We start from the raw sequence: 14,648 nt of genomic DNA on the forward strand, positions 1-14,648 counted from the left end.
ACTTCTTAGGCTCCCTGAATTGTGGTGTCGGCGGCTGCGGCGCGGTCTTGGACCAGGGCGCGGAAGCGATCGAACAGGTAGAAGGCGTCGTGCGGGCCGGCGGCGGCCTCAGGGTGGTACTGCACCGAGAACGCGGGGATGTCGAGGCACTCAAGTCCCTCGACAACCTGGTCGTTCAGGCTGACATGGCTCACCTGTACGCGGCCGAAGCCCTCGGGTGAATCCACGGTCCCCTCGATCGGCACGTCCACGGCGAAACCGTGGTTCTGTGCGGTGATCTCGACCCGACCGGTGCGCTTATCCATGACCGGCTGGTTGATCCCGCGGTGGCCGAAGGGCAGCTTGTAGGTGTCGAAGCCGAGCGCACGGCCCAGCAGCTGGTTGCCGAAGCAGATCCCAAAGTACGGCACGCCGTCGCGCAGCAACGCGCGCAACAGCTCCACGTGGCCGGTGCTTGCCGCGGGATCGCCGGGGCCGTTCGAGTAGAACAGAGCGTCGGGCGCGAGCGCGCGGATCTCCTCGAGCGTGGTGCTCGCGGGCAGAACGGTCACATCGAAGCCGTGATCCGCCAGGTAGCCGACTGTCGCGCGCTTGATGCCGAGATCGAGTACCGCGATGGAGCCCACCCGGTCGACGCCCTCGGTGACAGGCACCTCGTAGCGCTCCGGCGTGGTGACCTCTTCGGAGAGGTTCTTCCCCGCCATGCCACCCTGCTCGCGCACGAGGGCCAGCTGATCCTCGTCGGAGAGCGTGAAGTCGGGCCCCGAGAACACGCCTGCGCGCATCGCGCCAGCGGAACGGATCTTCCGCGTCACCGCACGCGTGTCGACGCCGGAGATACCGACAACCCCGTCACCGACGAGGTCCTCGTCGAGCGAGCGCTCGGCGCGGAAGTTCGAGATCCGGCGCGCTGGGTCGCGGACCACAAAGCCGGACACCCAGATCTTGCGCGATTCCATGTCCGTGTCGTTGACGCCCGTGTTGCCAATGTGCGGCGCCGTCATCAACACGATTTGGCCGGCGTAGGACGGATCCGTGAGCGTCTCCTGGTAGCCGGTCATGCCGGTCGAGAAGACGACCTCGCCAAGCGTGCGTCCGGTGGCACCGTAGGCTCGTCCGGTGTAGCGCGTGCCGTCCTCAAGTACGAGCACCGCGGCACCCTGGGTAGCCGCGGAAACTGGCGGTACCGTCACTTCGGTCGTATTCGTGGTCACGCGTCCTCCTGGGTCGTGGTCTGAGTGGTTGTGTGTGCGGTGCCCGGTACGAGCACCGCCGTGATTGCGTCCGCGAAGCGCTGCTGCTCCGCCGGATCCGCGAATCGAAAACTGGATTCGACCGGTCGCCCGGCCTGCGTGCCGGAACCCGCGAGCTGCCACTGCAGCAACGAGAGCCCATCCCGTTCGACTGCCTTGCCCACGCGGCCCGATGCCGTCCCGGTGCCGCGAAGTTGGGCCCGCGGGATCAACACGGGGGCCTCCCCCGTGACCGCCACGGAAACGCCGTCACCGCGGACGATCACCTCAGCGAAGCCCTTGTAGCGCAGGCCGGGCACCGCAACGCGCTCGAGGGGCGCACCCTCGGGCGTCGTGGACACATAGCTGGCGCGCGGGAAGCTGGCGAGTACCTCGCCGGACAGCGGCACCCCCGCGATGGCTGTGGTGTCACGCGCGTCGCGCCGCGTTCGCCCGCGCCACGCGATCCACATGCCGGCAAACGCCAGGATGGCGATCGCTGACATCATGATGATGAAGCTTGTGCGACTCATGAAACAACCTCCGTGGTGTGGTCCTGGCGAGCCCCCGCGGCGAGGGCGGCAGCGGCCACCGTTGCGGTGTCAACGAGTTCCCCGCCGTCGACGGTGAGGTAGCCGCGGCGCATCGTGAAGGCGATCCGGCCGGGCAACTCCATGCCGAGATAGGGCGAGTTGCTGCTCAGTCCCTGTAGCCTGTCGAGATCGAACGTGCTCGAACCGCTCGGATCGACAAGCACGAGGTCCGCGGGCTGGCCCACTGCAAGCTCGGTCGGGTGGCCTGCAAGACCGCCGATCTGCGCGGGGCGCTGTGAGAGCAGCGTTTCGAGTTCAGCCCAGCTCGTGTGCCCCTCGGCGACAAGCGTGAGGAGCGCGATCGGGAGCGCGGACTCAAGCCCGACCATCCCGAACGCGGCGGCATCCCACTCGCACTCTTTCGCCTCGATCGGGTGCGGGGCGTGGTCTGTGGCGATGATGTCGATGACCCCATCGGCGACAGCCTGCCGCAGCGCCCGCACGTCGGCCTCGCGCCGGAGCGGGGGGTTGACCTTGTACCGAGCATCGTAGCTGCGCACAAGTTCCTCGGTGAGGATCAGGTGGTGCGGGGTCACCTCGGCGGTGACCTGCACGCCGCGCGCCTTCGCCCACCGCACGACCTCGACAGAGCCCGCCGTGGACAGGTGGCAGATGTGAAGCCGGGCGCCCGTGTGCTCGGCGAGCAGCACGTCGCGGGCGATGATCGATTCTTCCGCGACGGCGGGCCACCCCTTGAGACCGAGCTCACTCGAGAGCGCACCCTCGTTCATCTGCGCCCCCTCGGTGAGGCGCGGATCCTGCGCGTGCTGCGCGATCACACCACCGAAGGTCGTCACGTACTCGAGCGCGCGGCGCATGAGCATGGGGTCGTGGACGCATTTGCCGTCATCCGAGAACACGCGGACCTGAGCGCGCGACTGGGCCATCGCGCCAATCTCACTGAGCTTTTCGCCCGCGAGGTCTTCGGTGACCGCACCAATGGGGCGGACCGTGGCGTAGCCCGCGGCGTCGCCCAGCGTCTGCACCTGTTCGACCACACCCGCCGTGTCCTGCACAGGCAGGGTGTTTGCCATCGCGAATACGCTCGTGAACCCACCGGCCGCAGCCGCTCGCGTTCCTGTGAGGACGGTTTCCGACTGTTCAAAGCCGGGCTCGCGCAGGTGCGTGTGGAGATCGACGAGACCGGTCAGCGCAACAAGACCGTCAGCCTCGATGACGCGCTCCCCCGGCACTGCGACGAGCCCGGTGCCACGCTCGACGATCGTGCCGTCGACAACACGCAGGTCCACAGGTTCAGCCGACGCAAGCTCGGCACCGCGCTCGGTGAGCGACGCGGCAAGGCGCGCACCGCGGATCAGGAAGCCTGGCTGTGCGGTCATACGGGTTCTCCTTCACGGAAGTCGGGGGAAGCGGGTTCTGCGGTGCGCTCACCAGAGAGCAGCAGATAGAGCGCGGCCATACGCACGGACACGCCGTTGGTGACCTGCTCAAGCACCGTCGAGCGGGGTGAATCCGCGGCTCGGGACGAGATCTCAAGGCCGCGATTCATGGGACCGGGATGCATGACGATCGCGCGCTCCGTGAGTCGTTCCAGGCGTGCGTCATCGAGGCCCCAGTTGCGGGCGTACTCACGCTCGTTCGGGAAGTACGCTGCGTGCATACGTTCCGTCTGGATCCGGAGCAGCATCACGACGTCGGGCTGCTCCACGCGGAGCGCCTCGTCGAGGGAGTAGTGATGGGCCACCGGCCACTCGCGCGTGCCATAGGGCAGAAGCGTTTCGGGGGCAACGAAGGCGACGTGCGCGCCGAGCGCGTTCAGGAGCCAGAGGTTTGAGCGCGCCACCCGAGAGTGCGCGATGTCGCCCACGATCACGACGGAGATCCCGTCGAGGTCGCGGCCCCGGCTGTCAGCGCCGAACAGGCGGCGACGCATCGTGAAGGCGTCGAGCAGCGCCTGCGTCGGGTGTTCGTGTGTGCCATCGCCCGCGTTCAGCACCCCAGCGTCGATCCATCCGCTCGATGCGAGCCGGGATGGCGCACCGGATGCGGGATGCCGGATCACTACACCATCAGCGCCAATTGCTTGGAGCGTCTGGGCCGTGTCTTTCAGCGATTCGCCCTTAGACACGGAGGATCCCTTGGCGGTGAAATTGATCACGTCAGCCGAAAGCCGCTTCGCCGCCGCCTCAAACGAGATCCGGGTGCGCGTTGAATCCTCGAAGAACAGGTTCACCACGGTCTTGCCGCGGAGCGTCGGAAGCTTTTTCACCTCGCGCTGCTGGGTTGCCGCCATGTCCTCGGCGGTGTCGAGGATCAGGATCGCCTCGTCCCTGCTGAGGGTGCGTGTGTCGAGCAGGTGCCTCATGCGCGACCCCCGTCCGCTGCGCTCCCGGAGTCGCCGGCCGAGATTGTGACCTCGTCGATCCCGTCGTGTTCCGCAAGCCGCACGGAAATCCGCTCGTGTTTGGCGCTTGGCAGGTTCTTGCCGATGTAGTCAGCGCGGATCGGGAGTTCCCGGTGACCGCGGTCGATGAGCGCGGCCAGACGCACGGCCTTGGGACGGCCGTGGTCGTTGAGCGCGTCGAGCGCAGCGCGCACGGTTCGACCCGAAAACAGCACGTCATCGACGAGCACCACAGTGCAGCCATCGATGCCCGTGACCGGCATGCTCGTGGGATGCGGCGTACGGGTCGGGTTCTGCGCGAGGTCGTCACGGTACATGGTGACGTCGAGGCTCGCACTCGGAACCGACCGGCCCTCGATGCGGGAGATCGTCTCCGCGATACGCGAAGCAAGAAAGGTGCCGCGCGTGGGGATTCCCACAAGCACGAGACCGTCAACGCCCTTGTTCGCCTCAATAATTTCGTGCGAGATTCGAGTCAGCGCCCGCGAGATCTCAGCGCTTTCCAGCACTACACGCGTACCCATATTCGAGCCCCCCTTCTCCGCCTCACTGGACGGGAGTTAAAGAAAAGCTGTTCCTCCCCAGCATAGCGGATCCCGGAGCGAATCCCGGCCACACGACTCCTCGTGGGACCGGGATTCACTCCGGGAGCGCAGTGCAGGTTCTTAGTTTCGGGCGTGGTCCGCGACGCGGCCCAGCACTCCGTTGACAAAGCGACCGGAGTCGTCTGTCGAGTATTCCTTTGCGAGTTCCACGGCCTCGTCAATGGCGACGGGCGTGGGCACCTCGGCATTGAACAGAATCTCCCAGGAGGCCAGGCGCAGCAGCGCCCGGTCCAGGTGCGGCATCCGCTCCAGGGTCCAGCCCTGTGCGTAGCTCGTGATCAGCTCGTCGATCTCATCGCGGTGGTCGCTCACCCCGTCGACAATCTCGCGCGCGTACAGCCACGAGGCAGCTCGATCGGGCTCGCTCGCGGCGCGCTTCGATTCAGCGTTCACGATCACGGCGATTGATTCGCCGCGCAGATCAGCCTGGTACAGCATGTCCAGGGCGCGCTTGCGCGCCTTTGTCCGTGCCGACAAGGTTAGTCGTTGACCCGGCCGAGGTAGTCACCCGTGCGGGTGTCAACCTTGACCTTGGTGCCGGCGTTAAGGAACAGCGGAACCTGAATCTCAGCACCGGTCTCGAGCGTTGCGGGCTTCGTGCCACCCGTGGAGCGGTCGCCCTGCAGGCCGGGTTCGGTGTAGGTCACCTCGAGCACCACGGATGCGGGCATCTCGAGGTAGAGGGGCTCACCATCGTGGAGGCCGATCTGCACCTGCTGGCTCTCCAGCATGTAGTTGGCCGCGTCGCCGACGACAACCGAGGAGACCGTGATCTGGTCGTAGTCGGTCTGGTCCATGAATACGAAGTCTGCGCCGTCCTGGTACAGGTACTGGAAGTCGCGGCGGTCGACGTTTGCGGTTTCGATCTTCGCGCCCGCGTTGTAGGTCTTATCGATGATCTTGCCGGAGACAACGTTCTTCTGCTTGGTCCGAACGAACGCGCCACCCTTGCCCGGCTTCACGTGCTGGAACTCGATCACGCTCCAGAGCTGGCCAGCCTCCTTGATCACGGTGCCGTTCTTGATGTCGTTCGAGGATGCCATGCAGGGGTTCTCCGGATTCTGTGAGGTACGAGCGCTGAAGTGCGCCGAATCATTCTACACCCGCCGCCGAGAATCCGATTTCGCGCCGCATGAGGGAACCAAAGGCTCAAAACTGGCATTTCGAGGGGATGCACAATCGTTCGCCCGGGAACCTCGGCCCCATGGCATGCACCCCACAACTCCCGCCCGCTACACACGTCGCTCCCCTAGGCTCGCTCCATGCACATGATCTTTCGCACCCTCTGGCACCAGTGGTTCGTGGGGCGACGCGGCCCCCGGATCGGCTTCGGCGACATGAGCCGCTCACGGTTCCGGGTGTGGCCCACCGACCTCGACCTTTTGCGGCACATGAACAACGGCAAGTACCTCTCAGTTATGGACGTGGGTCGCTTCGACTTGATCCAGCGCAACGGCACCTGGGATGTGATGACCCGCGAGGGCTGGTATCCAGTCGTGGTGGGCCAGACAATCTCCTACCGGAAATCCCTGAACCCGTGGCAGCGCTTCTGGATCGAATCGAAGATCCTAGGCTTTGACGAGCAGGCCGTGTACATGGAGCAGCGTTTCGTGCGTCCCGACGCGCAGCGCCGACCGGAAATCTACGCACGGGCGATCGTGCGGGCGCGTATCCTGCGCCGCAGTGGCGGCGTCGTGCCGGTCCCGGAAATCCTTGAGAAGACCGGTGCCCGCGCCGAGGACTTTCACGTGCCCGAGGAGATCCTCGCCTGGGGGCAGAACACCCGACTCCCTTCGACGCGCGCCGAGGCCGTCAGCAGCTGGGACTAAGCCGCGAGACGCTATGCCAGCGGCGGGCGCGCCCCGAGGTGCGGGCCTTGATTGCCGATCTCCCGGCAGGTGATTCGGATGACCTGCTCACCCGCGTCATACACGTGGCGCGCGGCGAGCCTGCCGCCCTCGACGGTCCCGGCGAGCCAGGTAAACGTTCCCGTGTCCACGGGTTCGTCGCCGCCAGTGATCCGCATCAGTTGCAGCATGAGCATTTCCGGGAGCGACACGTGCGGGCCGTGCGCAAACCCGAGCCCCAGCACGCTCGGCGTGGACCCCGCGGGCACGAGCCGCAGCGTCCAGCGCAGGGTTGCTCCGGTCCTGTCGCGCTGCACCACACTCGGGATCGCTATTGCGGACTCGGGGATGCTGTCAAGCTCAGAGAACCCGCGCTCTGCTTCAGCCCCAAACACGAGCGGTGTTGCCCCCGGCCCATCAGCCAATACCGCGGGGTGCGCGAGCGCCGCCGCGGCGAAGGCGGAGCGCCACCGAGCGGCACCCAGCCCATACGGTGTGGGCACCGGAGTGAGCTCGGGCTGTGCTGCGAGCAGGGTTCCCAGATGCAGGAGGTCCACTCCCGCGGCGGCGAACGCCTCCGGCTCCGGCACCGACGCTCCGAACAGGGCGGCGACACGGTGGGCCGCGCGGAAGGCGGCCTCGAAGCGCTCGGTCACCGCAGCGTCGCCAATCGCACCGAACGCAGCACCAGCGTGGAGTGCTCCCGCTTCGCGATCGAGCCACGCGTCAAACTCCGCGCGGGGTGTCGGCATGGAGCCCGACCCTGCGTCGTACCGTTCTGCGAGCGCCGGATACAGCGCGCGGATGAGGCGCAGCTGTTCCGTGGCGTGTGACTGTCGTTCCATGTGCCTCGGGATCCCCTACTCAACGTGACGGTGGTGCTGATGCTCCTCACGGTAGCTCATCCACGATCACCGTGCTCAGTGTCTCCGCGAGGCGCGCAGGATCGTCGACCCGACGGCCGTCCGGAGCGTAGCGGTTGGTCATCTCGTCGCTGCCGAAGCCACAGCCCACGACCCGCACGCCGAGCTGCCGGAGTGCGCGCAATTCGCGGGCGGCCGCGACCGGATCGTTCGATCCACCGTCGCTCATGAGAAAGACGATGCGCCGACGTTGCTGTCCGTCCCCCTCCTCGCCACCGACCGCACCCAGCTGTTCCGCCGCTGCCCGGAGCGCCGCCCCATCATTGGTGGAGCCCTGTGGAGTGCGGATCGCCGCGTCGAGGCGGCGACGAACCGCATCGTCGAGACCGCTTGAGAGCGGCTTCACAACTTCCACCTCGGCGTCGAACACGAGCAACGCCGTGCGCACGTCGAGCTCAAGACTGCTGCCCAGAGCGCGTTCGGCGTGCTGCACGTCCCGCTCCACCCCGCTGAGCGCCTCGAGCAAAATCAGCATTGCGTCAGAGGCGGCGGCCGCGATCCGCCCCTGCATCGACGCGGATCGATCGATCAGGAACACGTAGTCGGTGTTCCCGGCGCGACGTGTCGGGCGGGGGCGGGAAACACGGCGACGGTACGCACGCGGCCGAGCTACCCCGGCAAGGACCTCGGCGATCGCTGCGGGCAGCGCATCGGTCGCGAGTTCGTCGCCCTCGGGCTCCGCGCGGCGGCTCAGCGCCGGGCGGCGCGCCACACGCTCAGCGATGACCCTGGACCACACTTCGCGCATCGCTTCGATGGCGGGCGCGAGCACTGCGGCCCGGCTTCGGTAAGCCGCGAGCGCCGTGCTGCCACCCCGGGCGTCCCCGCCTCCGGCGCTCCCCGGGTCCCGGTCATCGTGCGCCGCGTCGGCGACGGCTTCAAGCCCCTGCTCCACGATGCCGTCGAGCAGCGCGCCGGACGCCGGCATCGGGGTGTTCAGTATCGACTCAACAAAGCCCGCGTGTTCGGCAGCAAAGAGGTCCGCCCCCTCGGCGGAATCGCTTCCCTCACCGGGTCGCGCGCTCTCCTGCTCATCCGCTGAAGCCGCGTCAGGAGCAGCATCCGACTGATCCGGCGCATCGCCTGGTGACGCGTCGGCGCCGGCCGCGCCTGCCCCGGTCTCAAGCGCCGACCCGGAATCTCCGGGATCCGGATCTGCTCCGTCACCCGCCACGTCGAGACCGCGGTCTGCCGCATCGCGCGCCCGCAGCGCGTCATAGCTCGGAAGTAAGAGGGCCAGCGCGCGTTCAGTGCGCTGCAGCGCGGATCGGCTGGGGTCCGGCGCGAGTACCCGTCGCAGCGGGTCGAAACTCCCGTCGCCCCGCGCCGCGAGCTGGGTGAGTTCGTGCTGAACCTCGGGGTCGACGTCGATCACCGCACCGGCGTCACCGATTCCCGCGGATCCGCCGCGGCGTAGAATCTCCGTCACCCACTGCAAGTGTCGCGGCAAGGACCGCACCTCAGCTGGCAGGCCGCGCGCGAGCGCCACTGCGAGCGGTTCCCGCAGCCCGGGGAACGCAGCAATAAGCTCCGCTGCCGATTGCAACCGGAGTACGGCGCGCAGCAGCGGTTCGGTTTCGGGTCGGAGGGCCGCAATCGATCGGACACGGCGCGCTCGCGTGGCCTCGGTGAGTTCACTGCGCGGACCTTCCCACAGATGCAGCAGCGCAAGGGCGACGGCCTCCGTGTCCCCGTGACCGCGAGTTCCGTACCATCCGAGCCCGACGCGAAGTGTCCCATCCACGAGTTCCCACTCCGCTTCTTCGGTCACCTCCACGGGTACGCCGAGGACCGCGCCCGCCGCGTGCAACCGAGCACGCAGCTCGCCCCGGCGCTGTGCCTCACGCTCTCTCGAGTCCATGCACTCACCCTAGCGCTGGGGTCGGGGGCCACCAGCACGGCACAGGCGTGGCCGTCGCCATCTGGGCTGCACCGCGCCGGAAGAGCATTCATGCATCAGACTTGGGCACTACCGGAGCATCTATGCATGATATGCATTGAAGTGCGTCGGTCCGCGGGGGCCGCCGCACGAACTCCAAGAGCCACTGCACACACCACGGCCCGCACCACGGCCCGCACCATGGCCCGCACCATGGCCCGCACCACGGCCCGCACCACTGCTCGCGCCACAGCCCGAACCGGCCCGGCACAGCTCACCCGAGTGATAGCGTGACAATCATGCTCTCCTTTGACGCTCACCCGGTCCTCGCCGAGGCGCGGGAACTAGCCGCCGAACGCCGCCGGGTTCGACGCGCACGCGAGCTCAGCACCGGCCACGCGTCGCGCGATCTGCACAGCGCGGACCTCGACAGGCTCGATGCCAGGCTGGCCGAGATCATGGCGGAGCCTGAGCACCGTGACCTCATCGCTCGCGCGCTCGACGACCGCGCCAGCGCGCTTCGGCTCGCCGTACACGAACGGCAAGCCGAGCTCGACGACCGGGCACGCAGTGCCGCAGCGGAGGCCATTGTTGCCGATGCAATCGCGCAGGGCCGCTCGCTGACAGCGGGCGAACGCGCACGGGCGGCCGAGCTCCGCGGGCCGAGCGGGCCGAGCGGGCCGAGCGGGCCGAGCGGGCCGAGCGGGCCGAGCGGGCCGAGCGGGCCGAGCGGGCCGAGCGGGCCGAGCGAGTCCCCCAGCGTCGCTCTGGGGCTGGGCGAGGGCGGGCACGACACCGCCCTCGCCGCACACGGCACCCTGCGCCTGCGTGAGGCCCGCCGCCAGCTCCGCGACGGCCTGCTCCTCACCGGGCAGATGCGGGGAATCATCGCCGAGGCCGCACCGGCGCTACACCGTGGCAACCCGGTGCTCTTGCTCGGCGAAACCGGCGGCGCGAAGACCGCGCTGGCGGAGCACCTCTCGCGCACCGTGCTCGGCCGCGAGCCCGAACTTGTGTCCGGCTACGGCGACATCACCTCAGCCCAGCTCATCGGCACGCACGAGCTGCGCGCCCAGGACGGCGCCACCGTCAGCGTCTTCACCCCCGGCCCGCTCCTGCGCGCCATGACCGAGGGCCGTCCGGTGATTCTCGACGAGGTCAACGCGATGCCGCCGGAGTTCCTGAAGCGACTGAACCGGATCTTGCAACTGCGCCCCGGCGACACGCTCGGCGTGCAGGAAGACGCGGGGCGCGCGGTGCGCATCGCGCAGGGCTTCGCCGTCCTGGCCACCGCCAATGAGCAAACCCCGCATCGCTACCGCGGCGTTGACAGGCTCAGCGCCGAGCTCGTGAACCGATTCGGCGCAAACAGCTACCGTGTGCACTACCCCGATACCGGCATCGCATTCGAAGCGTACCCAGCGGAGAATGCGCTGCTCGCGGCCGCAGCCATTGTCGACGAGCGCGGCGAACTGCCTCGGGAGTGGTCCGCGGACGCTCTCGAACGGGTCGCGCGTGCCGCGTTCATCAGCCAGCAGGTGTTCGCTGGTGCGGCGAGCGGCGGCTTTGGCGACTATGTCAGTGCCGAGCGCGAGATCGACGGCCGGCCCGGACTCGAAGAGTCGGTGCTCGCCCCGCGCACGCTCGTCGCCATTGTGCAGAAGGTCACCGGGAGCGCGGGGTCGGTTTCTCTCGACCACGCCCTGTCACGCTTCGTGGAGGGCGTCATGCACCGCGAGGATCGGCGGGTGCTCGCCCTGATCCTCGAGGGTCAAGGTTTCCAGCTGCGCTGAGCGACCGGCAGAACCGACCCGTTACTACATAACCGACCCGTTACTCGCAGAGGCTTCCGCGAGTAACGGGTCGGTTGTGTACTTGGGGGGTCGGTTCTGTGGGGCGGAGCGAGGCTACCGTCCTACGCCTCGTACGTCAGCACACGGGCCACGTCGTGCTCGGGCTTCTTCTCGCCGGCGAGCACCTCAAAGTCGAGCGTGTTCTGCGCGGGCGGCAGCGGACAGGTCACGAAGTTCGTGACCGCGCAGGGTAGCGCGTGGGCGTAGTTGAAGTCGATGAAGTCAATACGTCCTTCCCCGTCCTCCGAGAATTGCAGCTCGATGACGCGGCCCGCACCGTAACTGATCGGTCCGCTCGTGCGGTCCCGCACGTGCGCAACGGGTTGCACGCCGTGGGCGGCGTCCTTCCCAATGAGGACAAGCTCATACTCAGCCCCCTCGTGCGCGAAGGCGAGCGTGCCGATCTGCGTTGTCGTCTCGCGCACGCCGGTCTCGACAGTGACCGCCTCAACATCGTTGCGCTCCGCCGGCGTGAACACCGCCGGGATTCGCCAGGCGGGATCGTAGTCGAAGGCGGTCAGCCCGATCTCCGAGGCACCCACCGAGACATGCGGGTCGCGCACGCGCACCCCGAGGATCCGGTCCCCCGCGTCGTTCGTGCGCGGCACCGTTTCAACCTCGCGATCGCCGAAATAGACGGGCACACTGCCACCGTGACCGTAGGTCTGATTGCGGCCAGTCGGGATCTCGACCGGGCCCGTCGGGTACTCGCCGTTCACCGACAGGTTTGGCCCCGCGGCCGGCGGGGTGAAGATCACGCGGCCGTCAGCGACGGCCCAGGTGCCGGGGAGTCCGTCGAGCGCCTTCTCCGAGGTGCCCTCGTGCAGCCAGTACTGCGCCACAAGCGCGGTCCAGCCATAGGGCCGTGTCAGCTCCGCGACTCGGGTGTGGCGCCACTCGCGCCATTGCCCTGCCAGATGCTCAGTCGTCGGCATTACTGCTCCTTCGTTCGTGGGGAAAGTTCGGTGGGGTGTGCCGCGGTGTTGGCAGCGACGGTGTTGGCAGCGACGGTGCGCCGCACAAACGCGCACACCTCGGCAAAGGAATCCGCACTCGCCCGAGCGTTGCCCCAGGGGGTGCCGCCGTTCGAGTAGCTCACCCCGGAAACCGGGTGTGTACGGGCGATCTCGGTGCTCGGCAGGTGCGGGATCGTGATTCCGTGACCCGCATCAACGTAGTCGAGGTGTTGTCGTTCGGCGGCGTGCCCGTGACGGGCAAGCGTGTCAAGGGCGAGCCGCGACGCGTAGCTCGACGGCCAGGCGCGATCGTCAAGCCCAGATACGCAGAGCACCGGTCCCGGAAACTGTTCAATGGGGATCCGGCTCGCACGGGCGAGGTCCCGGTCATGCAGCCCATCGACGTAGACGTCAGAGTGCCGTGCGGGAGGCGGTGCATCGTTCCAGGGTTGCCAGGTGACACCCGCGTTGTTGTGCCAGAGGTACTCAAGCGGTTCTCCGTCAACGGTCCAAGTGGGGCCGTCCCAGCCGTCGGCTGGGTCGGCGGCACCCTGCGCGCCAAACACAAACGCGCCCGGCACAAACGCGACCGCGCCAAGAATCTGCTCGGGGAACCGGGAGGCGAGCAGCAGCGTCAGCTCGCCGCCGCGCGACTGCCCGCTGACAAGCGGCGCACCGCCGAGCGGATCGAGTTCGCGCTGCGTCCAGGCAAGCGCACGCTCGAAGTACTCGAGCGGCGTGCGCGAGATGAAGTGCGACAGGCCGGGCGCGCGGAAGTAGCCGAGCGCGAGCGCCTGAATCCCCGCCGCGGCATAGAGGGCCGCCCGAGCCTCGTTGATCCCGCCGCCGGAGCCGTTCATCACGATGATCGTCGGGAACGGGCCGCGGCCCACCGGTCGGAAGACCGTGCCGACGAGGCCGTCCTCACGCAATTCGGTGCGGGTCACGCCAGCGGCAAGCAGGTGCTGCTCTACGCGCACTTCGGACGCGGTCTCGGGGCCGGAAGACGCCGGCACAGCCGCACCCGGGGCAGCACTCGCGGGCGTATCGAGGACGCCTGTCCCGGGTTCGCCCCACGCGCGCAGCCGCGTCACGAGCGGGACCGTGACGTCCTGCGGTTCGGAACTGCCGCCGTGCGCGGTCACCCGCGCCTGCGCCCAGAATAGCCCCATCGCATCCGGCACCCGGAAGTCGCCTGAGACCGGCGCAGACGCGTCGAGATCGACAGCACCGTCGGCGTCGACAAGGTAGCTCGCCTGCGCGGCCCAAGTTTCGGCACCACGGACGGTTTCCGCGCGGAGCGTGACAAGCGAGCCAGGTACCGCACCGGCAACGCTGATCCGCCGCCGCTCGGAGAGCAGCCCGGATTCCGGGCTGACAGTGAGGTGCGGCGCCGCGTTCATCGCTGTGCTCCGCTCGCGAGAGCGCGAAGTGCCGCAAGACTCTCAGTCGTGACGGTGACCTGGCCGCTCGGCGCGGACTCCCCGAACGGAAGCGCGTCGAAACGGGCGGGAACGTGCCCACCCGCCGCGCGCCAGTCCGCGGCCAGCTGGACGCTATCGAGCGCCGCACTGTCGCCACCCGCACGAGCCGGATCGAGCGCGAGCACAAACGCGCCGCGGCCACTCGCGGGCGCTCCCGCCGGTCCGCGGCCGCCCACGGCGATCCCGGCGATGATCTCAACGAGAAAGCCGCCGAGAGAGCCCAGCAGGCTCTCTGGCAGGATCGTAGCGACATGTCCGGCGTCGAGCGCAGGCTCACCCGCCGCGTCGAGCGCGATCCCCGCGGGAAGCGGCGTGCCGCGGTTGCGATGAGCCGCCAGAGCTGCCTGTGTGATCGGCGCGGTCGCGAAGTCCGCAACGAGTGGTGCCTCAGCTGCACGCGGTGCCGCGACCGCGAGCGGGTTGGTCCCGATTGCCGGAGAAGTGCCGCCCCACGGCGCGACCTTTGCCGGTGCCTGAGCGGCGACGAGTGCAACTGCACCGTCTGCTGCGAGGTCGCGCGCCGCGAAGCCGAGGATACCGAGGGCCCCCACGTTGCGGATTCCAACGACGCCGACGCCGTGCGTCCGCGCGGCAGCTCCTGCGAGTCGCGTGGCTGTCGCCAAGGCGAGTGGGCCAGGCACGCCGGTGGCATCGAGCGCCGCGATCGGTGCCGGAACCGGGGAATCTGCGGCCGCGCCGACCGGGGCGGCCATACGCTCCAGATCTCGCAGCAGCATGGCGACGCCGAACCCGGGCAGGCCGAGCTGCTCCGCCTGGGTGAGCCACAGGGCGGCCCGCTCAGTGTCCGCGTGCGTCGCCCCGGTCGATCCGGCGTCGCCGGTCGCGGCAACGAGGGCAACGACAAGGGCCCGGTGCAGCTCCCCAGCGGGGAGCGTATTTGTGTCCTGCAT

13 protein-coding genes and 1 pseudogene are annotated in these 14,648 nt (G+C 68.3%); 2 read left to right on the top strand and 12 right to left on the bottom strand.

Annotation, left to right across the window (positions count from 1 at the left end; translation table 11 throughout):
• Nucleotides 1-5 precede the first annotated feature (5 nt).
• The 7 genes and pseudogenes from carA to efp form a co-directional block, all read right to left on the bottom strand.
• Nucleotides 6-1,214 carry a glutamine-hydrolyzing carbamoyl-phosphate synthase small subunit gene (carA, locus tag FM113_RS14590; protein WP_176387249.1) on the bottom strand — a complete coding sequence of 403 codons (1,209 nt, stop codon included), beginning with the start codon at nt 1,212-1,214 and terminating at the stop codon, nt 6-8.
• Nucleotides 1,211-1,765, bottom strand: a complete 555-nt coding sequence (locus FM113_RS14595; RefSeq protein ID WP_087015556.1) for a hypothetical protein — start codon at nt 1,763-1,765, stop codon at nt 1,211-1,213. Before FM113_RS14595 ends, carA begins: the two co-directional genes overlap by 4 nt.
• Nucleotides 1,762-3,165: a dihydroorotase gene (locus FM113_RS14600; RefSeq protein WP_087015557.1), complete on the bottom strand. Its 1,404-nt coding sequence runs from the start codon at nt 3,163-3,165 to the stop codon at nt 1,762-1,764. The genes FM113_RS14595 and FM113_RS14600 overlap by 4 nt, the downstream gene beginning before the upstream one ends.
• Complete coding sequence (locus FM113_RS14605; protein ID WP_087015558.1) at nt 3,162-4,151, bottom strand: aspartate carbamoyltransferase catalytic subunit; 990 nt, start codon at nt 4,149-4,151, stop codon at nt 3,162-3,164. Before FM113_RS14605 ends, FM113_RS14600 begins: the two co-directional genes overlap by 4 nt.
• Nucleotides 4,148-4,720: pseudogene (gene pyrR, locus FM113_RS14610) on the bottom strand (bifunctional pyr operon transcriptional regulator/uracil phosphoribosyltransferase PyrR); the annotation flags it as partial. The gene FM113_RS14605 and the pseudogene pyrR, both read right to left, overlap by 4 nt.
• Nucleotides 4,721-4,855: 135 nt before the next feature.
• Nucleotides 4,856-5,272: a transcription antitermination factor NusB gene (gene nusB, locus FM113_RS14615; protein WP_087015560.1), complete on the bottom strand. Its 417-nt coding sequence runs from the start codon at nt 5,270-5,272 to the stop codon at nt 4,856-4,858.
• A gap of 2 nt (nt 5,273-5,274) precedes the next feature.
• Nucleotides 5,275-5,838: an elongation factor P gene (gene efp / locus FM113_RS14620; protein WP_087015561.1), complete on the bottom strand. Its 564-nt coding sequence runs from the start codon at nt 5,836-5,838 to the stop codon at nt 5,275-5,277.
• Nucleotides 5,839-6,057: 219 nt separating this feature from the next.
• Here efp and FM113_RS14625 point away from each other — a divergent pair, with 219 nt between their 5' ends.
• Nucleotides 6,058-6,624, top strand: a complete 567-nt coding sequence (locus tag FM113_RS14625) for a thioesterase family protein (RefSeq protein WP_087015562.1) — start codon at nt 6,058-6,060, stop codon at nt 6,622-6,624.
• A gap of 11 nt (nt 6,625-6,635) precedes the next feature.
• Here FM113_RS14625 and FM113_RS14630 read toward each other — a convergent pair whose 3' ends face one another.
• The gene (locus tag FM113_RS14630) at nt 6,636-7,487 is read right to left on the bottom strand and encodes a hypothetical protein (protein ID WP_087015563.1); all 852 of its coding nucleotides are present in this window, start codon (nt 7,485-7,487) and stop codon (nt 6,636-6,638) included.
• A gap of 46 nt (nt 7,488-7,533) precedes the next feature.
• Nucleotides 7,534-9,426 (bottom strand): vWA domain-containing protein, encoded by a 1,893-nt coding sequence (locus tag FM113_RS14635; RefSeq protein WP_087015564.1) that lies wholly within the window; start codon nt 9,424-9,426, stop codon nt 7,534-7,536.
• Nucleotides 9,427-9,743: 317 nt separating this feature from the next.
• Here FM113_RS14635 and FM113_RS14645 point away from each other — a divergent pair, with 317 nt between their 5' ends.
• Nucleotides 9,744-11,237 (top strand): AAA family ATPase, encoded by a 1,494-nt coding sequence (locus FM113_RS14645; RefSeq protein ID WP_087015630.1) that lies wholly within the window; start codon nt 9,744-9,746, stop codon nt 11,235-11,237.
• Between the two features lie 122 nt (nt 11,238-11,359).
• On the opposite strand, the gene FM113_RS14650 is transcribed toward FM113_RS14645, so the two are convergent.
• The 3 genes from FM113_RS14650 to FM113_RS14660 are packed head-to-tail and all read right to left on the bottom strand — an operon-like array spanning nt 11,360 to nt 14,648.
• Entirely contained in the window at nt 11,360-12,232 is an 873-nt protein-coding gene (locus FM113_RS14650; RefSeq protein WP_087015565.1) for a DUF1684 domain-containing protein, read from the bottom strand.
• Nucleotides 12,232-13,656: an acyl-CoA thioesterase/bile acid-CoA:amino acid N-acyltransferase family protein gene (locus FM113_RS14655; protein WP_087015566.1), complete on the bottom strand. Its 1,425-nt coding sequence runs from the start codon at nt 13,654-13,656 to the stop codon at nt 12,232-12,234. Before FM113_RS14655 ends, FM113_RS14650 begins: the two co-directional genes overlap by 1 nt.
• Entirely contained in the window at nt 13,653-14,648 is a 996-nt protein-coding gene (locus tag FM113_RS14660) for an Ldh family oxidoreductase (RefSeq protein ID WP_087015567.1), read from the bottom strand. The genes FM113_RS14655 and FM113_RS14660 overlap by 4 nt, the downstream gene beginning before the upstream one ends.

It is taken from the genome of Leucobacter sp. 7(1), from assembly GCF_900163635.1.
Lineage (GTDB): Bacteria > Actinomycetota > Actinomycetes > Actinomycetales > Microbacteriaceae > Leucobacter.

Coding starts and splice junctions, on each gene's coding strand:
- FM113_RS14595 (WP_087015556.1), bottom strand. CDS start 1,765: ATGAGTCGCACAAGCTTCATCATCATGATGTCAGCGATCGCCATCCTG.
- FM113_RS14600 (WP_087015557.1), bottom strand. CDS start 3,165: ATGACCGCACAGCCAGGCTTCCTGATCCGCGGTGCGCGCCTTGCCGCG.
- FM113_RS14605 (WP_087015558.1), bottom strand. CDS start 4,151: ATGAGGCACCTGCTCGACACACGCACCCTCAGCAGGGACGAGGCGATC.
- efp (WP_087015561.1), bottom strand. CDS start 5,838: ATGGCATCCTCGAACGACATCAAGAACGGCACCGTGATCAAGGAGGCT.
- FM113_RS14625 (WP_087015562.1), top strand. CDS start 6,058: ATGCACATGATCTTTCGCACCCTCTGGCACCAGTGGTTCGTGGGGCGA.
- FM113_RS14630 (WP_087015563.1), bottom strand. CDS start 7,487: ATGGAACGACAGTCACACGCCACGGAACAGCTGCGCCTCATCCGCGCG.
- FM113_RS14635 (WP_087015564.1), bottom strand. CDS start 9,426: ATGGACTCGAGAGAGCGTGAGGCACAGCGCCGGGGCGAGCTGCGTGCT.
- FM113_RS14645 (WP_087015630.1), top strand. CDS start 9,744: ATGCTCTCCTTTGACGCTCACCCGGTCCTCGCCGAGGCGCGGGAACTA.
- FM113_RS14650 (WP_087015565.1), bottom strand. CDS start 12,232: ATGCCGACGACTGAGCATCTGGCAGGGCAATGGCGCGAGTGGCGCCAC.
- FM113_RS14655 (WP_087015566.1), bottom strand. CDS start 13,656: ATGAACGCGGCGCCGCACCTCACTGTCAGCCCGGAATCCGGGCTGCTC.
- FM113_RS14660 (WP_087015567.1), bottom strand. CDS start 14,648: ATGCAGGACACAAATACGCTCCCCGCTGGGGAGCTGCACCGGGCCCTT.